The organism is Corynebacterium flavescens, assembly GCF_008693105.1.
GTDB classification, from domain to species: Bacteria; Actinomycetota; Actinomycetes; order Mycobacteriales; family Mycobacteriaceae; genus Corynebacterium; species Corynebacterium flavescens.
Genome location: NZ_VXKK01000036.1, coordinates 17,827 through 38,976, shown reverse-complemented (window position 1 = coordinate 38,976; position 21,150 = coordinate 17,827). Strand labels below are relative to the sequence as shown.

Genomic DNA, 21,150 nt, shown 5'->3' with positions numbered 1-21,150 from the left:
GGAGCCCGAGTCACCAACTGGAAACAAGCCATTAATCAGATGGCCGTGGCCTACCCCGACCGCTTCAACACATACCTCTAACCAAACAAGTTCACAAAGCCCCACACACAAAGAACTTGACGCGCTCCCGCGGCATGGCGGCGCATTCGGATCATCCTCATTAACCCCATTGTGGTAGTTGCACAAGGTCACCAGGTTGGCAATGTTGGTCTCCCCGCCGTGACTCCACGGCGTGAGATGGTGGAACTGGCCCCGCTCTGCCGGGGTCTTACAGCCCGGCCACGCACACGTGGGGTGCTCTGCTGCGAGCATCGTGCGCTGCTTGACCGAGGCGAAGCGCTCAAAGCGGTACAAGTCCACCGGCCCCAGCGCCCGACTAATCACCGTAATAAGACCCTCGTTGGCACAAGCACGCTCTACAAGCTGCGCGCCGGTGATAACAGTCCCACTGGTGGTGCGCACCAGCACATCACCACCCTCGCGGCGCAGGATCGTGCCGTAGTCCTCCAACTGGAGGACTGCCATAGTCGTCACCCGAGTACGCGCAGCCGGGGCCGCGCCTGCCTTGCCGAGCATGCGGGCGATAAAACTCTTACCCGGATGCTGCTGGTCGATGGTTCGGAAAGCATCTGCCATATCCAACCCATTACCTGTCACGGTAAGCGTGGCTAGCCCGTTGGGGTGCTGGCGCAGCAGTACACGCTCGCAATACTTGCGGGGAACACGCATCTCACGCAGCCGGCGCCTGGCTACCGCAGCAACCTGCTCGCTTGGCGTGGCGCATAGTTCTACGCGTAGGTTCCACGCCGCTAGGCGCGCTTTAACGCGGCGGGTAAAGGATTCGATCTGGCGCAAAGTACTCAGGGTGTGCCTGTTGCGCCGAGCAGAGTTAACGGCCGAGCGTTGCTTGCCGGTATAGGGAGTGGAGCCGAAGTAGATGGTGTGCAGGCTTAAAAGCTCGGCGGCATCCTGTGTGCTGGCCCCCATCTTTTCAAGGTCCGGGGCAGAAAGCCCCGAGCACTCGGCAACGAGGTCAACACCCCGGCCAAGTTGTGCGAAATACTCCTGCAAGCCCATGACCGTCACGCTAAGGCACCGCCACCCAGCACGACAATCCCCAACCCGCACCGAACAAAGAAACTGTGGATAACCCACCCGCACCACCCCGGTTATCCACAGCCGGGCCGCCTAACCAGAACTTGGCAGTGCGGTAGCAAAGCCATCCGGCTTATCCTGAATGATCGGGCTCGGTGCTGACCAACAAAATCACTGCACTCTACAACCGGAAGAGACGGTTTAGCTGGCCCATGCATCTGATGCCAGCCTCAGTGAGACTGACCTGCCACTTCTTGGGCTTGAGAAGCGCGCCCGTCTGATTCACATTGATCACACCGAGTCTAGACAGTTGGGGGAGTAATTCCTCTATCTGTGCTACCGGAATACCACTGAGTTTGCTCAGCGCGCCCACGCTAGCTTCGTTCCCATCGACGGCACCACACGCGCACAAAGCCGCGATGACATTTGAGTGATCGGTGACTGCTTGCAATCTGGCATCTGTGACTCCATCAAGAGAGTCTTGAGATAGAATCCGCGCTAGTCGGCGGCGACCTACGCGGTAGGCGCGAGAGAACATCGACCAAAGCGCGAGAGCCGTCGCCAAGCCCAAATAGAGGCCTCCCAAAAGTACTTGCAGGAGCGGATCAAGCGAGGGGTCTGGAAAGCTATCTGCCAGGGGGCTGGCGAGTAGCGGCGCTGCTATGGGCAGCAGTGGCGCCCAATAGGCTACGGCAGGAAAGTCACCGTCCTTGAACTCCGTCTGGGATGCACTAATCGCCGCTGGTGGATTCTTAATTAAGGGAACCGCTGCTACCAAAGCAATGAGGGCGCAGACGCCCGCTACCGCGTAGAGCATTGCCCCACCTGCAGCAATGCTGGTGAACACTACGCCAAGGGGTATGCACATCGAAGCAGTCTTGCCAAGTGCCAACTGGTTGCGATGGCGATAGTGGGCAATCTCGCCCCGCAGAGGACCATTGAGCGCAGCGGGGGGAGAGGAGTGCGACATCTCGTGAGTATAACAGTTCCGGTGGTGGTCTGAGTCCCCTATGACATCGGTTTGTGCAAGAATGGGGGACAGCCGTAGGCGCCGCCGGGAATCCGGGGCGCGCGCAAGAGCGCCGGCGAAGAATTGAATAAGAAAAATCCACATTACTACCGGAGCCCTCGAGTGGCGGCGGTGGCACGGTTCGAAAAGAAGAAGAACAATGACGCCGTGCTGCCTGCGCCCGGGGATGCAGCCGGTCCAACATTGTCAGGAGTAAAGCCACTTATGGCGTCGAAGAACTCTCAAGAAAATAAGAAGAACGAGAAGATCCAGAATGCTTCAGAAAATACTGGAAGCCATGCTGCCGCGGTTGCCTTCGCACAGCACATTGATCGGGAGGCCCTGCCAGCGAAGACTCGCCTCTACACTTTGGCCAAGCAGCTAGGGATTGCTTCCCGGGAGATAGTCACGGAGTTTGGCAAGCTAGGGGTGAAGAAGGCTGCACAATCTTCGGTGAGCAAGCAGGAGGTTGTCCTTCTGCTTGACTCCCTCGTTGCTTCCGCGCCCGCAGAGGACAAGCAAGCACAGCAAGAGCGGCCAGAGAAAAAGTCGAAGAAGCCGGCGACTAAGCCGCGTCGCAAGGCCACTACGAAGGCCGCCACAAAGGCCGCGGAGAAGCCAAAGAAGGCGACTAAGAAGTCCAAGGCAGTGGACCCGGAGCTCGCGCCTAGCGTTGAGGAGACTCCAGCTGCTGTTCAAGACAATGCAGACGAAGCGGCAGACGTAGCGGGCGCAGCAGGAGGAGAAGCAGGAAAGCCCGCTAAGAAGACGACACGTAAGGCGGGCCGCAAAGCAACGCGCAAGGCTGTGCGCAAGTCCAGTTCTCCCAAGAAGGACAAGGAAGCTGTCGCCGAAGTAAAGCCCGGCGAGGACGAGAAAGCCGAGCACAGCGAAAACTTGGCTCCGCTTGCAGCAAACGCTGATGTGAGCGCCAAGAGCGCGGGCGAAGAAGATGAGCAGGAAGCAAAGCTGCGGACCCGCGTGCGCAAGAACGTCGAGAACGAAATTGCGCAGATCGAAGAGAAGGTCGACTCGCAGTTGGCCGATACTGTGGAGAATCCTGAGCATTCAGGGGCCAACTCAGAAGGCAGCGCAGAAAGCAGCCAGGATGCAGCGCAGAGTGCTGAAACCGTAGCTGACGCGCAGGCTGCTGAGGACGTGGTTGCCCAGTTGCAGGAAGCCCTCGAGGAAGCCGGTGAACAATCGCACGACTTCGACGATCTTGGCGAGGATTATCGGCCTATCATCACTCCGAAGCCAGGCGCTGATTCTCAAACTTACGAATTAGCACCTGTGTTTATGCCGCCGCATGTGCAGCCGGCGTCTGCTTCCGTGCCTGAGTTCACCGGGGAAGATGACTCGGAAGAGGAAGAAGCGAAGGGTTCGCGTCGGCGTGGACGCCGGGGGACATCGCGCGGTCGGGGATCGCAAGAACATGCGGCAAAGGCTACGTCGGATGCCGCCGCAGAAGGAGATGAGGTCGAGGAAGATCTCATCGAGGAGCCCAAAGCAATCAAGGGCTCAACGCGCATTGAGGCGCAACGCCGTCGCCGTGCCGAGTTGAGGGAGAAGGGCCGCGAGCGCCAGCACATTGTCTCCCAGGCAGAGTTCTTAGCACGCCGCGAATCCGTCGAACGCACCATGGTTGTGCGAGATAAGCAGCGCAAGGATGGCGCGGGAGTTGTTACTCAGGTGGGCGTCTTGGAAGATGATCTCCTCGTCGAGCACTTCGTGACCAGTGAGTCCCAGACCTCCCTGATTGGCAACATCTACTTGGGCCGTGTGCAAAACGTGTTGCCCTCGATGGAGGCGGCCTTCGTCGATATCGGACAGGGGCGCAATGGCGTCCTCTATGCCGGTGAGGTGGACTGGCGTTCAACCAAGCTCGGCGGTCGCGCTCGCAGGATTGAAAATGCTTTGAAGTCTGGGGACCAGGTCCTCGTGCAGGTGGCTAAGGATCCCATCGGACATAAGGGTGCGCGGTTGACCACGCAGATCTCCCTTGCCGGACGCTACTTGGTCTACGTGCCAGGTGGTCGAAGTGCTGGAATCTCGCGCAAGCTGCCCGCGCCGGAGCGGAAGCGTTTGAAGAGCATCCTGGAAAACGTGATCCCGGGTCGCGGGGGTGCCATCATCCGCACCGCGGCGGAGAACGTGCCGGAAGACGCCATTGCCGCTGATGTACGCCGCCTCAACAACACCTGGCAAGACATCACTGAGCGTGCCAACGAGGAAAAGTCCTCCAAGGGAGCCAAGCCGGTCACCCTCTACGAGGAGCCGGATGTGCTGGTTAAGGTCGTTCGTGATCTTTTCAATGAGGACTTCCACCAGCTCGTTGTTGATGGCACTCGTTCCTATAACGTCGTGCGAGCTTATGTGGATTCAATGGCGCCCGATCTCGCGGACCGCGTCGTGCAATACCGGGCAGCAGAGCATGGTGGCATGGATGCATTTGAGACTTATCGCATCGATGAGCAGCTTCACAAGGCACTCAGCCGTAAGGTGTGGCTGCCTTCGGGCGGCACGCTCATCATTGACCGCACCGAGGCTATGACGGTCATCGACGTCAACACAGGTAAGTTTACGGGCTCCGGTGGAAACCTGGAGGAGACAGTAACCCGTAACAACCTTGAGGCCGCCGAGGAGATCGTGCGCCAGATGCGGCTGCGCGATATCGGCGGAATGATCGTGGTGGACTTCATCGATATGGTTCTGCCCGAAAACCAGGATCTGGTCTTACGCCGTCTCAAAGAGACCCTCGAACGTGATCGCACCCGTCACCAGGTTTCGGAGGTCACGTCACTGGGCCTGGTGCAGATGACTCGTAAGCGTCTGGGCACTGGCCTGATCGAAACCTTCGCCACCGAGTGTGAGCACTGTCATGGGCGCGGGCTCATCATCCACGAGTATCCCGTGGATGAGATCGCTGAGGAAGAGCACAATGATCACGCGTCGCGTCATCCCAAGAAGGCTCACCAACACAAGTCGGAGAAGAAGCTGGAAGGAGAAGACACTCAGCAGCGCAATTCTCGCCAGCGCCATTCCATCGAGGATCTCGTAGCCAATGTCATCGTTGATGATGAGGAAGACTCGGACGCGTCGCACGCAGAAGGCGACAAGAATGCCGGAGACGGCCAGCGAAGCAAGCGTCGCGCGCAGCGTTCACGCCGCGGTCGTCGTGGACATGACGAGCTCCACCACGATGAGCCTCGCCATCATGAGTCCCGACATGAAGGCTCTGAACACACCTCGGCAGCGGAGGACATAGCCTCCATTGGCTATGCGGCGGCGGAAAGCGCTGCGGCCCAAGATGAGGTGGCGGAGTTTAACTCTTATGTGGCAGATGAGCCCCCTGTAGAGTCTGTTGTCGAGCGGACTGTTGAACATTCAGGTGAGTCTAAGGAGGACTCGAAAGAACTCAATTCAGCACGCCGATCACGTCGCACGTCGCGGCGTGGGGTGCGATCGGCACAGCGCGCTGCATCTACTCAGGAGCCTGCAAAGGCGACGGAGCTAGAGGTAGAGACACGGGCAGAGGCACAGGGTACCTCCCGTATGACCTTTGCTCAGGCGCAGGCAGAGTTTGAGGCCTCGCCGCGGCGCAAGCGCGCAACGCGTGGAAACTCGCGTTCTGATCATGCTCCGCGTCCGGAAGATTACGTAGATTCCGCAGTTGGCAGCACGTCCGCTGTCTCCGGAGAGACAGCTTCGGAAGATCCCGCTGTTTCGGCTCAAGCTGCTCAAGCTGCGCAGCCCGCACAAGCAGAACCTGCCGCCGCGCAACCAGCGCGGACACGGGGGCATCGTAGGGCGGTGCGCAATACGTCAAAGCGCGCGAGCCATAAGCAGGCCGCTGCGGCAACAGTGAAGGCGCAGCCGAAGAAGAAGCACGCGTCTCCTGTGGAAACTTCTCCGGAGCAGGCTCCTTCCGCAGAGCCTGGTGTCGAGACCAAGGTGATTCGGCGCGGTCGCAAGCGCGCTGTGCGCAAGGTGACTGCGGTGCGGCAAGCGCCACGGAGAGCTGAGAAGAAGGAGCAGGCGACCGTAAAGGAGTCTGCAGCTGAGTCCTGGGAGGAATCCGCTGCGCCAAACCGCGGCAATGGCCGGGGACGGCGCCGCCTAGCACGGCGACGGAGCAAGTAGGGCAGCGCCACGCGAATGGAAAATACGCGGTTTGTACTTTTCATTCGCCACGGGGTAGTCTTTGACAGTCGCTGTTTAGTGTCTTAAAGCGCAGGACCGAGCCCTCTATGGAGGATGGTATGCGTCCGCGCTGAAACTAAACGCCAAACGTTAATGTCCATTTCGAGGGTGGCACCACCGCCGCTCTCGGTCGAGTTTAGATAAGGGGTAACCCTCTATGTACGCGATCGTCAAGACCGGCGGCAAGCAGTACAAGGTTGCTGAAGGTGACCTCGTCAAGGTCGAGAAGATCGAGGGTGAGCCAGGCTCTGCCGTGGCTCTCACCCCGGTTCTGCTCGTCGATGGCGCAACCGTCAAGGCTAAGGCCTCCGACCTGGAGAAGGTTTCGGTCTCCGCAGAAATCGTCGAGCACGCCAAGGGCCCGAAGATTGATATCCTCAAGTACAAGAACAAGACTGGTTATCGCAAGCGTCAGGGCCACCGTCAGCCGCTGAGCGTTCTGAAGATCACCGACATCAAGTAAGCCCGATTAGGCTTTAATCCCCTTAAAGGAGGGAAACCACATGGCACACAAGAAAGGTGCTTCCAGCTCTAGCAACGGTCGCGATTCTAACCCGAAGTTCCTCGGCGTTAAGCGCTTCGGTGGTCAGCAGGTTAAGGCCGGCGAGATCATCGTTCGTCAGCGCGGCACCAAGTTCCACCCCGGCGAGAACGTCGGACGCGGTGGGGACGATACCTTGTTCGCACTCGAGGCTGGCTCCGTGGAGTTCGGCATCAAGCGCAACCGCCGTATCGTGAACATCGTTCCGGCCGAGCAGGCTGCAGTTGAGGCTTCTGCTTAAGTCAAGTCTCTAGTTCTTAAGGCTCGAAACTTCCCCGGGTGGGAGTTTCGAGCCTTATTTTTTTTCACACGGCACGCGCCGCAATCGAGCTTCATGACTCGGGTTCGGCGCTCGTGTTTGTCATCTTGCCTGCCTGGTTCATTAGACTGCTGGGGAGATACCATTTTTGGGAGGAAATTCATCATGGCACGATTCATTGACCGCGTTGTCCTGCACCTGCAGGCTGGCGATGGTGGACACGGCTGTACCTCCGTGCACCGCGAGAAGTTCAAGCCGCTGGGAGGGCCGGATGGCGGCAACGGCGGGCACGGGGGAGACATCGTGCTTGAGGTCTCCAGCCAGATTCATACCCTGATGGATTTCCACTACCGTCCGCACATCAAGGCTGGCCGTGGTGGCAACGGTGCTGGAGACTGGCGCAACGGTGCGCGCGGGGAGGACCTCATTCTCGAGGTACCGGCAGGCACCGTGGTGCGCACGCAGAAGGGCGAGACCCTGGCGGACCTAACCGTACCTGGCACCCGCTTCATCGCTGCTGAGGGCGGCTTCGGCGGCTTGGGTAACGCGGCTTTGGCTTCCTCCCAGCGCAAGGCACCCGGGTTTGCTCTGCAGGGCGAGCCCGGCCAGGCCCGCGAGCTGGTCTTGGAGCTGAAATCCATGGCTGATGTTGGACTGGTGGGTTTTCCCTCTGCGGGCAAGTCCTCGCTGATCTCTGTACTCTCCGCCGCCAAGCCCAAGATCGGGGACTATCCTTTCACCACTCTGCAGCCCAACTTGGGTGTGGTGGACATGGGCCACGAATCCTTCACCATCGCAGACGTCCCGGGGCTTATCCCGGGCGCGGCCGAGGGCAAGGGCCTGGGCCTAGACTTCCTGCGTCACATCGAGCGCACGGCCGTGCTCGCGCATGTGGTCGATGCCGCCACCATTGAGCCCGGGCGTGATCCCGTCTCTGACGTCGAGGCCTTGGAGCAGGAGCTGTCGAACTACCAAGCAGCCCTCAAAGAGGATACCGGCCTAGGTGATCTCCGCGAGCGTCCCCGCATCATCATCCTCAACAAGGCGGATGTGCCTGAGGCCGAGGAGCTGGCGGAGTTTGTCAAGCAAGACTTGGAGGACCAGTTTGGGTGGCCGGTCTTTATTATTTCCGCCGTGGCGCGCAAGGGCCTCGAGCCGCTCAAGTACAAGCTGCTGGAAATGGTGACGCAGCACCGCAAGACCCAGCCCAAGGCGAAGGCGGATGCGCAGCATACCGTTATCCGGCCCCGGGCCGTCGGCAAACGCAAGCATGCCGGGTCCCACGCGGACTTTACTGTCATGCCGGATCCGCAGGTTCCGGGTGGCTTCATCGTTGAGGGGGAGAAGATCGAAAGGTGGCTTATCCAGACTGACTTTGAGAACGACGAGGCTGTGGGCTACCTGGCGGACCGCCTGGCAAAGGCCGGTGTGGAAGACGAGCTGCGCCGCCAGGGTGCCGAGGAAGGTTGCCCCGTGAGCATCGGGGATATCACCTTCGAATGGGAGCCCATGACCGCGGGCGATCCCACCATGGCAGGCCGTGGCCAAGACGCACGCCTTCTGGGCACCGACCGCGTTTCGGCGGCCGAGCGCAAGCGCGCTTCGCAAGCACGGCGTGGCATCGTCGACGAATTCGACTTCGGTGAAGAGGAAGAGGTTACGCGCGCGTCCGCCAACCGTGACCGCTGGCAGGGCTAGGTGCGCCTGCCTTTTTAGGGCTCCTGAGCTGCGGGTTAGGATCCTGCCCCCCGCATAGTGGGGACGAGCATGGCGCGGGTTTGTATTATTGAGTGACATGTCTTCTGAATTACAGAATGAGTCCATCAGTCCGTTGCCCGTGGAACCCTTTGAGGGACCCACGCTGGATACACCGTTTCCTGATCCACTCGCAGACAACCCCACGGCCGCAGGTTATTCCTCGCAGTTGCGCGACCAGATCACCAACGCCAAGCGTGTCGTGGTCAAGATTGGTTCCTCCTCGCTGACGGACCAGGACTTCCTGGTATCGCAGGAGAGGATCGATCATATCGTCGATGCGGTGCATGCGCGGATGGGTGTCTCAGACGTCATCATCGTCTCCTCCGGCGCCGTTGCCGCTGGTATGGGCCCGCTGGGGCTCAACCGTCGCCCTACGGACCTGGCTACGAAGCAGGCTGCAGCCTCCGTGGGACAAGTCCACCTGGCCTATGAATGGGGGCGTTCCTTCGCGCGCTACGAGCGCACCATTGGTCAGGTTCTGCTGACGGCCTCGGACATCGGTCACCGCGACCGGGCCCGCAACGCGCAGCGCACCATCGATCGCCTGCGCCAGTTGCGCACGATCCCCATCGTCAATGAGAACGACACCGTCGCCACCTCCGAGATGCACTTCGGAGACAATGACCGTCTCTCGGCGCTGGTGGCCAACCTCATCGGTGCGGATGCGCTTTTCCTCTTCTCTGATGTTGATGGGCTTTATGACAAGAACCCAGCCGAGCCGGGCGCGCACTTCATCGATGAAGTGCGCACAGGCAAGGATCTCAAGGGCGTTGACGCTGGTGAAGGCGGCAATGTGGGCACTGGTGGCATGGCCACTAAAGTCTCGGCCGCGCGCCTGGCCGCCCGTGGTGGCATCCCGGTCCTGCTCACCTCCACCGATAACATTGGCCCCGCGCTTGCCGACGCCTCCGTGGGCACCGTCTTCCACACCCGCATGGAGCGCAAGCTTTCGGCCTGGAAGTTCTGGGCCCTCTACTGCGCAGATGTGGGTGGGGCAGTGCGCCTTGACCAAGGGGCCGTGGACGCCGTGACTAAGGGCGGAACCTCCCTGCTGGCAGTGGGTATCACCGAGGTCATCGGAGAGTTTTCCAAGGGAGAAATCATCGATATTATCGGGCCAGAAGGCGAGGTCATTGGGCGCGGCGAAGTCCGCTTCGACTCGCAGGAGCTGTCACAGATCATAGGCAAGCACACCGAGGATCTGCCCGAGATTCAACGTAGGTCGGTCGTTCACGCTGATTATCTTTCCAACTATGCTTCTCGCCTATGAAGTTCTACATGGGCCCGGAGCAGTGGCCTGAGACCATCGCAGGTATCGAAGCACAGGGCCACAGCCTCGTGCCCAACCTGGAGGAAGCGCAGTGCTACGTCAACACCGCGCCTGATCCGGCCGATGTACCCGAACTACCGGAGAGCATTGAGTGGGTGCAGCACTGCTTTACCGGCGTCGAAAAGCTGGTGCGTGCCGGACTGATTCGGGAAGTCGGAATCCCGTGGTGCAACGCCGCCGGGGCTTTTGCCAAGCCGGTGGCGGAATCGGCGCTGGGCCTGATGCTTTCGGCAGCCCACCACCACAAGGCCTTCGCCTTGGCTGGGACGTGGCGCGTGGCCGAAGAACTTGATCGCACGCAGGCCTGGCTGAGCTCTCCTCGCACCCCTACCGAGGTAGTCATTCTCGGCGCGGGCGGAATTGCCGCGGAACTCATTCGCCTGCTGGAGCCTTTCGGGGTCCGCGTCACCGCGGTAAATCGCTCGGGCAGGCCCGTGGAGGGGGCCGCGGAGACGCTGAGAATGAGTGATGCGGAGTCGGTGTGGGAGCGAGCAGACTTTCTCGTTTCTATTCTGCCGCTGACCACGGAAACCCGGGGGATTATCGGCGCCGACCGTTTCAAGGCTATGAAGTCCACGGCTATCTTCATCAACGTGGGACGGGGCGCGACCGTGGTGACCGATGATCTGGTGACCGCGCTATCTACGGGAGAGATTGCTGGCGCGGGCCTGGAAGTGGTGGATCCGGAGCCTTTGCCCGATGGGCACCCGCTCTTTTCTGCGCCAAATTGCACGATGACCCCGCACATGGCGGCCTCCGCGCACGTGGCTATGGCCTACATTGGCAAGATTTTTAATGCGAATGCGGCCGCATACCTGCACAATGAACCTATGCCCACCCGTGTGGATCCGTCGAAAGGTTATTAACTATGCGCTACGCCATCCTCCCTCACCCGTGGACCGAGACCACCTCAGTGCTCGATGCCGCAGGTCACACCCAAGTTCCTCTGGATGAGGCCGAGTTTTTGGTGTTCAACGGCGCTCCCGGGGAGTTCCCCGATCCTTTGCCCGAGTCCATTGGCTTCGTGCAGGTTCCCTTTGCCGGAGTTGACCACGTCCTCGACCTCATCCGCAAGACCCACGCGGAAACAGGCGTGCGCTGGTCCAATGCCGCCGGCCTTTATGATTCCACGGTGGCGGAATCAACCATCGCGCTCCTGCTTGCTCAGCTGCATGCCCATAAGCGCGTCGGCACGAGCTGGGACAACCGCGACGAGGTTGAGGCTCATACGAGTTTCCTCTTTGAGGATAGGACCGTCGCCATCATTGGCGCGGGCGGTATAGGAACCAAGCTCATTGAGATGCTCTCCGGTTTTGGACCGCGCATCATTGCGGTCACCCGCTCGGGGCGCCCAGTGGCAGGAGCCGATGAGACGCACCCCGTCTCCGAGGTGGAGAAGGTCTGGCCCAACGCCGACTATTTTGTATTCCTTACCCCGCTCACGGACGAGACCTACCACTTGGGCAACGCCGAGGTATTCGCCGCGATGCCCTCCCACGCCGTGGTCATCAATGTAGGGCGCGGCCCGCTTATCGATACCGCGGCGCTCGTGGAGGCCCTGAGCAACGGTGAGATTGCCGGGGCGGGCCTCGATGTCACCGACCCCGAGCCACTCCCAGACGGGCACCCGCTGTGGGAGATGCCTAATTGCATCATCACCCCGCACGTAGCGAACCCGCCTTATTCCGTGCGCAAGCGCATCGGCGAACATACGCTCAAAGCGGCTGAGGCCTTCGCTGCAGACAAGCCGCTTCCCACCGAGGTAAATGCGGAAGCGGGGTACTAGGCCATGAGTGTCAATTCCATGAACGATGATTCTGAGAATATTCGCGTTGGAGACAGCGAGCGGAGCCGCGCGCTCGACGAGCTGAGCACACACTTTGCCAACGGGCTCATCGACATCAACGAGTTCGAGGAACGCACGGGCAAGGCAGCTATTGCCAAGACCCGGGGTGATATTCGGAAGCTTTTCCTCGACCTACCCCGCCTCGATGGCACTGACCCCGTGGCAGGGGAACCCCACCCCAATGCCCCCGCGCCAATCCGGGCGGAAACACGTGCGCAGGAGGAGCTCGATGAGGTTCTCACCCGCGGTAAGAAGGTGCAAAGATTTGATGGCTTAATCTTTGCCGTCGCGATGATTCTTTTCTTCCTCGGCCTGTTCGTCTTCGACTGGGACTACTTTTGGATCGTGTTCCCCCTGGCCGGCGTGGCAGCCTGGGGAGTACGCAGCGTGGCTAACTTCAGTGATGAAGACGAAGAGATCTTTGACGAGCTCAATGAATCTGAGGAAAAAGAGCGGGCAGAGCGCTTGCGACGCGCGGCTGAACGCCGCAGGGAGCTAGGCAAGTAATCTTCACAGCTCTTCAGCGGCGGATAGCTACGAGCCTAGAAGCGCACCTCCCAGACCTGGCCGAGTAGCGGCAAGTGCATAAAGATGCCACCCACTTTTATCCCTGCGCTCTCAAGCACGCGCGAGTAGGTAGCCATCTGCCCGAGGTAGTTGGCCCGGATGTGGGCTTCCGGGTCCTTGCCCGGGTAGGTCTTGTGATCCACGAGGTAGCGCACGCCATCCTCTCCGACAATAAGGGCGTCCATCCAGCCTTGTGCGCGGCTACCGTCCTGAGCGCAATAATCAAAAGGTACTTCGGTCTCAATGCGGGCCGAATCCCCGAAGTGCTTATTCACCCACGCCTGCCAGTTAGTGCCCATGGCCTCCAAATCAGCCGTATCGATATATCGTCCGATGCCCCAGCGTTCGATGATCCCTTCCGCCAGTTCACTGCGCTGCAGGGGCTGAAGGTGAGCCAGGTCGACACCAAGGTAGGCGTGCACGGCATCACCCACCTTGTCCCAATCTTGGCCGCCACCAGAGTGTAGGGCTGGGCCGGTGTCCTCTACACGCAGAACCTGAGCCTGCGACTCAACTTCGGTGGCCTGCGCGGAGGAGGCAACGAAGCGGGCGGGGGAGAATACCTGCTCGCTCGGAGTCGGATAATGGGCATCCCGGGACATAAACTCGCGCGCCGGGTCGGCATCCCACACCGTTGGCTCATCGATGGCGGTGGGGAAGACGCGGTGAATGACGTCGATCTCCGTGTGCGCGGAGGTCTCTTGCGCTATACCGGGGACATCGACTAGCACATCTTTATCGAGCCGGGCGTCGCGGGGGCGCACCGAATCTATGACCTGAGAATTATCGAAGCGCAGCACGTTTCCTTCCGCTCCCGTGAGCAATTCCACCGGGCGGGAATCGTGGGCCAGCAAAGCAGGGAAAGAATCGCCGATGCTCATCAAGGGCACGATGACGGTGTGCTCCTGGCTGCGGGTAAATGCCACGTAGAGCCTGCGCAGATCCTCCTGGTGTTCAGCCTGCGCGCGAGTCTGGTGCAGCGGAGAGCCCAAAAGAACTTCGCGGCAGCCCTTTGTGTCCAGGAGTAGGCTGAGCGGCCAAAAGAGCAGGCGGCGGCCCTCCAGAGGAGCGGTGACATCGAAGCGAGGAGCCGGGTCCACCCACACGCCGGCCGGCTTAAAACGGTCGTTATGCTGCAGGCCGGGGAGAATAACAGTTCCCCATTCCAGTCCTTTCGCGGAATGGATGGTGCCCACGTGGACTGCGGTGGGGTTCTCCGCGGCCCTAGTGGCCGGGGAGTCCTGCTCCAGAGATTCCAGGAAACGCAGAAGTGAATGCTGGCCCGCTCCGGCCAAGGACTGCTGGCTAAAGGCGGAGGCATTGCCCACGAAGGCATCGAGGGTGGCAAGCCTTTGCTGAGGCTGCGACCAGCTGGCGATGCGCTCCGGCAGGCGCAGTGCCGCAATGGCGGCTTCCACCAGCTGCGGTAGTGCAGCGCCGCCCACCAAGGGGGCGAGCTCGTCTACGACCGCAATGCTGGGGTGCTGTGCCCACTGGGCCAGCAGCTCACGCCGCTGGGTGGGGTCAGCGGCGGCACATAGCTCGTCGAACCAGGTCAGATGCGCCGGGTGATCTTCAAAGACATGGATAAGCTCGAGCAAGGACTGGGTGGAGGTCTTATCCACTAGCCACAGCAGCGCTGCACGCAGCACCGTGCCCTCTCGGGTCTCGAGGAGAGTACGCGCATCAGCAGTGGCCGGAATGCCGTGTCCCGACAGTGCCGAGACCATTTCATGGATATGGGAGTTGGTGGACAAGAGGATGGCGCAGCCACCTGAGGGGAAGCCTTCCTCCCGGAAGGTGCGGGCCAGATCTTCGGCGAGGGCATCAAAGAATGCAGGTATCGTAGGCGGTTTGATCTTGCCGTTATTGAACTTGCCGCGTTCTGGCTCCCAGATTTCAACACTGCCTCCGATACGAGAGCGCGGTGATTCAGGCGCGGCGAATGGTTCGGGGAGGAAGAGTCGCGCGTTATCTCCCTCGGGGAACAACGGGGCGAAGAGTTCGTTGGAGAGGCTGATGGGTTTGCTCCATGAGCGCCAGCTGCGCGCGAGGTTGGAGGTATCGCCTTGGAAGGGACCTGCCGGATCGGTGATGGCAGCCAGTGCAGCGTCCATGAGCGCGGGATCGGAACCGCGGAAACCATAGATGGACTGCTTGGGATCACCCACCCAGATAACCTCGGAGACCAACTGGGCAAGCTCCATGAATACCGCCAGCTGAATGGGGTTTGTGTCCTGGAACTCGTCCACGATTAGAAGCTCGAAACGGGCGGAAATCTCCTCCCTTACCTGTTGATTCTCCCGTAGAAGCCGCAGCGCCTTTTGCTCCTGATCGCTGAAGTCAATCTGTGCGGTGGCGTCCTTGTATGCCTGGTAGCTCTCCAAGCAATCCGCCGCTGCGGTATAGGTCAGGCGGATAAGTGCCGCGACATCATCCTGGAAGGACTGCGAAAAGAGAATGTAATGTGGGGGGAAGGTTTCTTGTACCGCATCCTTAACCGGCTTTCCTCCCTTTGCTTTTCCTACTTCGCCCTCTGTGGCCTTGTGCCACTGCTTCCAGGGGGTGCGATCAGCCGCAATATCCAGGTTGAGTTTCATGCGGTGCAATTCCTGCGGAAGCTTCTCCAGGAAGTTTTTCAGCGGCTTGACGGATGTGCCTTTGATGTCGCCGGCCTCTAAAGCATCCCTGAGGTTTGCCGCTAGGGCAGGATATTGTTCGAGGATCTCTTCCCGCGCATCCGCGGCAGAGTAGTTCAAAAGCGCACAGCTGGGATCCTCCGCGTAAAGCGAGCGAAGCTTGTCCTCCTCGGTGACGCGTGCCTGACCAAGAGTGGTGGTGAGCTCGCTGATGGAATCCTCCGCTAAGCCAGGCAAATCGGCAAGGTCGATGTTCTCTCGGCGGATCGCTGCGATGAACTCTCGCAGAGTTTCGCCCCACTCGACTTCGGTTGAGTTTCCAAAACCGGACTTGCTCCGGGAATTGCTGCGCTTGCTATAACTCATGCGAGCAAGGAGGGCGGAGTTTTCTTCTTCATAGTCTGCGATGATGCGCGAGGTAGCTAGGGAGAAAGCGGCCTTCTCACTATCTTCGGAGAGCACGGTCAGTTCCGGTGAGAGCCCCGCGTCCACGGCAAACATGCGCAGGATCTGATCCGTTACCGAGTTGACGGTGCCGATCAGCGCGCCGGGCAACTTGAGAATCTGCTCGTTGAGGCGCGCTGATTCTGCAGGTTTCAGTAACGGGTCTTCCGCAGCATCGACCAAGCCCTGCTGGATGCGCTCGGAGAGCTCACCGGCCGCCTTGCGGGTAAAGGTCGTGGCGATGATCTGGCTCGGCTCTAAGGGATTTGTGGTATCCGCCAGGCGCTTCGTGAGCAATTGGGTGAGAGTGTAGGTTTTGCCGGCGCCAGCGGAGGCGCTGATGATGGTGAAACGAGCCTTGCTCATGCTTGGTCTCCTTTGTTCCCAGTGAGGAAGTCGAATGCGGTATAAGGGCTAGCCGCGCGTGTGGCCATGCCCCGTGCTTCAAGTTCGGTGACCCGAGTGCTGAACTCGGGGAAAGCTGCTTGATCTTTCTTATCCAAGCTCCGGAAGTTATCCAGGTCGAAGACCCAGCCCTGCCTAAGCCCATCGAGGACGTAGTTGACGTGATAAACCATGCGATCCCACAGGGGCGTGAGTGAGTCCTCCGGCAAGGAGGCGGGTCCCGTATAGGGCGGGGAGAAGATGGGGAAGGGGGAGAAGAAGCGCGTCTGGAGTATCGAGTAATAGGCCACGGGATAGGAACCCAGGCCCTTGGCCGTGCCTGCTAGGGAGCGAGCATAGACAGCAAGCTGCATCTCTTGGTTCTTGGAGATCTCATCACTGAACTTATTCTTGCTCGTGGTGTACTTGAGGTCGAAGAGGCCGATGCGCCCTCCGCCGAAATCGAGGTCGACGTCCCTTTGTCCGCGCAGCTCCACCGGGGCGCCTTCTCGGCCAGGGAGTTCAGGCAACGTGACGCCCGTGATCGGAGTTTCATTTCCGGAGATGGTGGCGCCCATGGCGCGCACGGCTGCATTGATATCCGCGACCGCACGCGTGGTGTCTCCCAGAAGGCGCTTCCGTGCGGATTCCTGGCCCTTGAGGGTTAGCTCCGCGCCGTATCCCTCCAGCGCGGAGTTAAAGGCTTTCTCAACTTCCGCCGCAGTGGCGTTCTTGGCATGCAAGTCCTCGAATACCTTGTGGACTACCGTGCCATAGAGCTGGTTTCCACCGGGGAGGTTCATGGCCACACCCGGGTCGATGCCCAACCGGCGGCGCAGGAGCCACTCCAAGGGGTGCTGAATAATATCGACCATCTGAGAATAGGACAGGCGCTCCGGCAGCAGGTGCGCGGCGGGGGAGAACTCGCGGTAGAAGGGATTGCCGGCTGGAAGCGCGGCGATGGCAGGAAGCGTCACCGGCAGGCGCAGACCGCGGAAGCTCCACGTGTCTCCCTGCACCAAAGCACCCGCCCGGGAAGTGACCTTCTTTGCTATCTCCGTGACGCTTGCTTTCCCGGATTCCGTGGAGGGCAAAGCGTCCCTTACTTTGGAGAGCAGAAGATTAAGAAGCGGATGGCGCGAAGTCTCCTCCCCCGAGAAGTAGGAAGGAATGACTGCGGTGATGCTTCGAGCGGTGGTGAGGATACCCAGCTGTCCGGAGATGACCAACGGAGCGAGCGAGGAAGGGATGGGTAGGTGTACTCCTGCCTGAGCCAGCTGCGCCACTTCGACCTGGGTGAAATCCTGCGCAACCGACACCGTGTTATCGATTGGTGCCCACCACAAAACCTCCTGGCATCCCAGAGGCAGCGCGACGGGGTGTTGCGCTACGCTGCGGCCAGGCTGGGCTTGGGGCAAGGCAGGGCAGTGCGCCGAAAGAGCTTCGAGTATGGAATCTAGTTCGCGGCGGCTTAAGGTCCCAGCTGTGGAGAGGACGTTGCGGGCTTGAGCTACTACTTCTGCTTCGAAAGATTGGCCTAGTTTGAGAAACCGAGCGCGTAGCCACTCAAGGTGGGGTAGAAGGTCCTCAGCGGAGAGCACATCAGTGTCTTCCAAGGGCTGCAGACGGACCAATTGGTCGATATCGCGGGCGAGCTCGTCTTGGGCAAGGGCGCCGGTCTCAAACTCTTCCGCCCACTCCGCAGAGCCCACCCCTGCTGCGCGGTTGAGCAGCGAACGAATGCGGTTACCCACGAAGTTCGGGATGAGGCTACCCGTGGAGTAGCGCAACATGGTCAGCGTGGACAGGGCCCGAATGTCATGGGGACGCGTACAAGCGGCGAGGAATACGGGAAGGGTAGGAGTGGGCGCGCTTTCGCCGTAGCCTATGGCAGCCTGATTGCGCAGTGCGAGTTCGTGGTCCAGCGCGGTGGTAGCGGCGCCGGTGAGAATGGTCTGGTGCTCACTTTGGGCGAGAATGCGCGCGGCAGATGTAGCGCATTCGTAGATGGTGTCTGCCGTGATGATGTCAAGAGATTCGAGGCGAGAAACCTGTGCCACCTCATCCACCTGGACGCCCTGCGCCTGCAGGCCGGAGAAGATTTCCTGCCAGATACGCGGGAGCTCATCTATCCGGCAAAAGTGCAGGCTAATGGTGGAGATTCCCACAGGCCAGCTCTGCCCCTTAGATGACATCTCCCACAGCGCTTGCGCTACAGCGCGAATGCTATCGGCGGCACCGGCGGGGACTGTGTTCATACGTTCGATGAGATCGATGACGGCGAGGCGCGATGCTGAGTCTGTGGGGACGTCTCCTTCTGGACGCCAGCCATTGGCAACCAGTTCATCCCGCCAGCGCAGCAGGGCCTGGGCCATGGCCCAGGGGTTCTTTGCGCAGGATTCGGCGCACCAATCCGCGCGGCCGGCCGCGACAGCGTTGTGCAGTGCGCTGCGGTAGGCCACGATGCGCTCTGGCGCTGTGAGCTGCGGAGCCTGCAGACCCAGCCGTGTGGCAAGTGTGGTGGCGAGGCCCTGCGGGCCGCAGCGCACGGTGCCCACGGTAGTAGAAGTGGTGTCGGCGCGATGATCAAACTCCCAGCCGAAGTCTATGTGCATCCCAATGGGCCTTTCTTCTCGTGAATTGTCGCGTTTCAATCTATCCCCCGTACCGGACATGTGCTCACCTATCGGGGAGCACTCCCCACACGTGGAGCACCCCGTGTGCTTAGCTCGGTACGCGTGAAGCACCTGAGACTCAGGCTGGGTTTGCGTATGCTAGAAACCCATGAGCACAAATTCTGAACGCGAAGAAGTCCTTTCCCAGGCCCAGGCCGCTAAGGCGGTCGCGCCGGTTTTTGCCCAGTTGGCTACGCCGAAGAAAAACGAGATTTTAAGGCGCGCCGCGGAAAACCTCGTGGCACACAGCGCCGATATTTTGGCGGCGAACCAGCAGGATATCGAAGCCGGTCGCGCGGCCGGAATGACGGAGGCTTTGGTTGACCGCCTGGCTCTCGATAGCGATCGCATCGAAGGCATCGCCGGAGGCTTGCGCCAGGTGGCGGGGCTGAAAGATCCGGTGGGGGAGATCCTGCAAGGACACACCATGGATAACGGCATCCAGATGAAGCAGGTCCGCGTCCCGCTGGGGGTGATGGGCATGGTTTATGAGGCTCGCCCCAATGTCACGGTGGATGCTTTTGGCCTCGCTCTAAAGTCCGGCAACGTGGCTCTTCTGCGCGGCTCGAAGTCCGCTCGCTCCTCCAATGCCAAGCTGGTGGAAATCCTGCAGGACACGCTCGAGGAGTTTGGTTTGTCGCGTGAGGGCGTGCAGCTTTTACCCTGCCAGACCCATGAGTCCGTGCAGGATCTCATCACCGCCCGTGGCCTCGTAGACGTGGTCATTCCTCGCGGCTCCGCCCGGCTTATCGACGCCGTTGTTAAAGGCGCCACCGTTCCCGCCATTGAGACCGGCACCGGCAACTGCCACTTCTATATCGATGCCTCTGCGGATGTGGACAAGGCCATCGCTATGGTAATCAACGGTAAAACGCGGCGCGTGTCGGTATGCAATTCCACCGAGTGCGTTTTGCTTGATGCTGCTTTAAGCGATGATGACAAGCTGCGGATTATCGAGGCCCTGCAGGATAGGGGCGTCACCATCCACGGAATCGTCTCCGAGCTGGAGGCCTTCGGTGTTAAAGGCGCAGTCGAGGCCACCGAGGAGGATTGGAGCGAAGAGTTTCTCTCCATGGACATCTGCGCCAAGGTCGTTGAAGGAGTCGATGGTGCCATCGCGCACATAGCTAAGTACACCACGGGGCATACCGAGGGCATCGCCGCGCAAGACGCCGGCGTCCTCCTGAAGTTTGCCAACGAGGTAGATGCCGCAGCGGTGATGCTCAATGCCTCCACCGCTTTCACGGATGGCGAGGTCTATGGAATGGGTGCTGAGATTGGAATCTCCACGCAGAAGTTGCACGCGCGCGGACCGATGGCTTTGCCCGAGCTGACCTCCACGAAGTGGATTCTGGAAGGCACCGGACAGACCCGTCCGTGAGTGTTATATTTTTGGGGTGAAAGTTCCCTACCTCTCTCATTCCCCCTATCCCTTTCCTCAACCCTCTACCCGCCCTTTTTCTGATTCTTGGAAGTTCCGCGTGTGGTTGCGGCGAAGTGCTGTAGCTGTCCTCGCGGCTTTAGCCGCGGGCCTTACTCTGAGCCCAGCGCATGCCAGCGGCATAGGATCCTGTCCGGCTGTCGTTATCGTTGGCGCGCGCGGCACAGATCAGAATAAAGACACGGACCAGTACTTCGGCCCGCAGCAGTATGTGCCGGACGGAGCAGTCTCAAATGGTTACGAGGGGCCAAATCTTACTGGGCTATTCCGGCTCGCAGAGAGCCGGAATCCCACAACGATGGAAGACGTTTATGTCCTATCTCTCGACGAAGAACAGTATCCGGCAACCATGGGCGTGCCAACGGTAGCTGAAACGGGGGAGGAGATTTCCACTCTCGAGCTCTTCAAGCGCGTGGGCGTCATATTGCATCAAGCTCCCTTAGGGGATCTAATACAATCAGCAGCTCTCAAGTTTCAAGATAGCCTAGAGACTGGGCAGAGGATGGCTCCACAGGTTGTCGACAATTTTGAAGCCAGCACCGGCTGTGCGCCGCGGTACATTACTGCGGGATATTCGCAGGGGGCGATAATCGGAACGGGCCTCGAAGACCACCTAGCAGCTAAAGGCCGCCTAGTTGGTGGGGTATATATGGGCAATCCTCTTGCGCGCCCGAATGTTAAAGATACTGTGGGCACCCCTGCTCGGGGTGGCGGGTTATTGGAAGCAGTTCCCACCAACTACTTGCCTAGTGGAGCATCGAGTGCAAAGCACCTCGATTATTGCCTACGGGGAGATTTCGTGTGCGATCTTACGGTCGCTTCAACCGTAGATGCGATTAATACTCGCATGAAAGTTCATGGCTCCTACTTCCAAGGCGAGGCTTCCGCAGATGATGCACGGGTGGCGGATGAATTGGCGGGTTGGATAAAGGAAGCAAAGGCCTACTAGTTATACTTGC

Annotated in this window: 13 protein-coding genes and 1 pseudogene; 10 read left to right on the top strand and 4 right to left on the bottom strand. The window is 60.1% G+C overall.

Going from position 1 to position 21,150, the window contains the following annotated elements:
* Positions 1-189: 189 nt before the first annotated feature.
* A pseudogene (locus F4V60_RS12780) lies at positions 190-312 on the bottom strand (HNH endonuclease); the annotation flags it as partial.
* A 964-nt stretch (positions 313-1,276) separates the two neighbouring features.
* Positions 1,277-2,065, bottom strand: coding sequence for a hypothetical protein (locus F4V60_RS09040; RefSeq protein ID WP_141256026.1), 789 nt, complete (start codon positions 2,063-2,065; stop codon positions 1,277-1,279).
* A gap of 171 nt (positions 2,066-2,236) precedes the next feature.
* On the opposite strand from F4V60_RS09040, the gene F4V60_RS09035 reads away from it, so the two are divergent.
* The 8 genes from F4V60_RS09035 (at position 2,237) to F4V60_RS09000 (ending at position 12,548) form a co-directional block, all read left to right on the top strand.
* Positions 2,237-6,247: a translation initiation factor IF-2 N-terminal domain-containing protein gene (locus tag F4V60_RS09035; RefSeq protein WP_174775551.1), complete on the top strand. Its 4,011-nt coding sequence runs from the start codon at positions 2,237-2,239 to the stop codon at positions 6,245-6,247.
* A 217-nt stretch (positions 6,248-6,464) separates the two neighbouring features.
* On the top strand, positions 6,465-6,770 hold the full coding sequence (rplU, locus tag F4V60_RS09030) for a 50S ribosomal protein L21 (RefSeq protein ID WP_075730277.1): 306 nt from the start codon (positions 6,465-6,467) through the stop codon (positions 6,768-6,770).
* 40 nt (positions 6,771-6,810) lie between these two features.
* Complete coding sequence (gene rpmA / locus F4V60_RS09025) at positions 6,811-7,089, top strand: 50S ribosomal protein L27 (RefSeq protein ID WP_075730276.1); 279 nt, start codon at positions 6,811-6,813, stop codon at positions 7,087-7,089.
* Between the two features lie 183 nt (positions 7,090-7,272).
* Complete coding sequence (gene obgE / locus F4V60_RS09020) at positions 7,273-8,805, top strand: GTPase ObgE (RefSeq protein ID WP_075730275.1); 1,533 nt, start codon at positions 7,273-7,275, stop codon at positions 8,803-8,805.
* A 97-nt stretch (positions 8,806-8,902) separates the two neighbouring features.
* The gene (gene proB, locus F4V60_RS09015; protein WP_075730274.1) at positions 8,903-10,135 is read left to right on the top strand and encodes a glutamate 5-kinase; all 1,233 of its coding nucleotides are present in this window, start codon (positions 8,903-8,905) and stop codon (positions 10,133-10,135) included.
* Positions 10,132-11,061 carry a D-isomer specific 2-hydroxyacid dehydrogenase family protein gene (locus tag F4V60_RS09010; RefSeq protein ID WP_075730273.1) on the top strand — a complete coding sequence of 310 codons (930 nt, stop codon included), beginning with the start codon at positions 10,132-10,134 and terminating at the stop codon, positions 11,059-11,061. Before proB ends, F4V60_RS09010 begins: the two co-directional genes overlap by 4 nt.
* Positions 11,062-11,063: 2 nt before the next feature.
* Positions 11,064-11,981: a D-isomer specific 2-hydroxyacid dehydrogenase family protein gene (locus F4V60_RS09005; protein ID WP_075730272.1), complete on the top strand. Its 918-nt coding sequence runs from the start codon at positions 11,064-11,066 to the stop codon at positions 11,979-11,981.
* Positions 11,982-11,984: 3 nt separating this feature from the next.
* A complete protein-coding gene (locus F4V60_RS09000; protein WP_373862536.1) occupies positions 11,985-12,548 on the top strand; it encodes a DUF1707 SHOCT-like domain-containing protein in 564 nt (187 codons plus the stop codon).
* 35 nt (positions 12,549-12,583) lie between these two features.
* Here the strand turns inward: F4V60_RS09000 and F4V60_RS08995 are convergent, their stop codons facing one another.
* Both F4V60_RS08995 and F4V60_RS08990 read right to left on the bottom strand, forming a co-directional pair.
* Positions 12,584-16,057, bottom strand: a complete 3,474-nt coding sequence (locus F4V60_RS08995) for a UvrD-helicase domain-containing protein (RefSeq protein WP_075730271.1) — start codon at positions 16,055-16,057, stop codon at positions 12,584-12,586.
* Positions 16,054-18,690, bottom strand: coding sequence for a PD-(D/E)XK nuclease family protein (locus tag F4V60_RS08990; protein WP_075730270.1), 2,637 nt, complete (start codon positions 18,688-18,690; stop codon positions 16,054-16,056). Before F4V60_RS08990 ends, F4V60_RS08995 begins: the two co-directional genes overlap by 4 nt.
* 169 nt (positions 18,691-18,859) lie before the next feature.
* On the opposite strand from F4V60_RS08990, the gene F4V60_RS08985 reads away from it, so the two are divergent.
* Both F4V60_RS08985 and F4V60_RS08980 read left to right on the top strand, forming a co-directional pair.
* The gene (locus F4V60_RS08985) at positions 18,860-20,131 is read left to right on the top strand and encodes a glutamate-5-semialdehyde dehydrogenase (protein WP_075730269.1); all 1,272 of its coding nucleotides are present in this window, start codon (positions 18,860-18,862) and stop codon (positions 20,129-20,131) included.
* 100 nt (positions 20,132-20,231) lie between these two features.
* Entirely contained in the window at positions 20,232-21,140 is a 909-nt protein-coding gene (locus tag F4V60_RS08980) for a hypothetical protein (protein ID WP_075730268.1), read from the top strand.
* Positions 21,141-21,150: the final 10 nt, after the last annotated feature.

Bases quoted from the DNA above. Each gene is read 5' to 3' on its own strand.
- proB (WP_075730274.1), top strand. From the start codon at position 8,903: ATGTCTTCTGAATTACAGAATGAGTCCATCAGTCCGTTGCCCGTGGAA.
- obgE (WP_075730275.1), top strand. From the start codon at position 7,273: ATGGCACGATTCATTGACCGCGTTGTCCTGCACCTGCAGGCTGGCGAT.
- F4V60_RS08995 (WP_075730271.1), bottom strand. From the start codon at position 16,057: ATGAGCAAGGCTCGTTTCACCATCATCAGCGCCTCCGCTGGCGCCGGC.
- F4V60_RS09000 (WP_373862536.1), top strand. From the start codon at position 11,985: ATGAGTGTCAATTCCATGAACGATGATTCTGAGAATATTCGCGTTGGA.
- F4V60_RS09010 (WP_075730273.1), top strand. From the start codon at position 10,132: ATGAAGTTCTACATGGGCCCGGAGCAGTGGCCTGAGACCATCGCAGGT.
- rplU (WP_075730277.1), top strand. From the start codon at position 6,465: ATGTACGCGATCGTCAAGACCGGCGGCAAGCAGTACAAGGTTGCTGAA.
- F4V60_RS08985 (WP_075730269.1), top strand. From the start codon at position 18,860: ATGAGCACAAATTCTGAACGCGAAGAAGTCCTTTCCCAGGCCCAGGCC.
- F4V60_RS08990 (WP_075730270.1), bottom strand. From the start codon at position 18,690: ATGCACATAGACTTCGGCTGGGAGTTTGATCATCGCGCCGACACCACT.
- F4V60_RS09040 (WP_141256026.1), bottom strand. From the start codon at position 2,065: ATGTCGCACTCCTCTCCCCCCGCTGCGCTCAATGGTCCTCTGCGGGGC.
- F4V60_RS09005 (WP_075730272.1), top strand. From the start codon at position 11,064: ATGCGCTACGCCATCCTCCCTCACCCGTGGACCGAGACCACCTCAGTG.
- rpmA (WP_075730276.1), top strand. From the start codon at position 6,811: ATGGCACACAAGAAAGGTGCTTCCAGCTCTAGCAACGGTCGCGATTCT.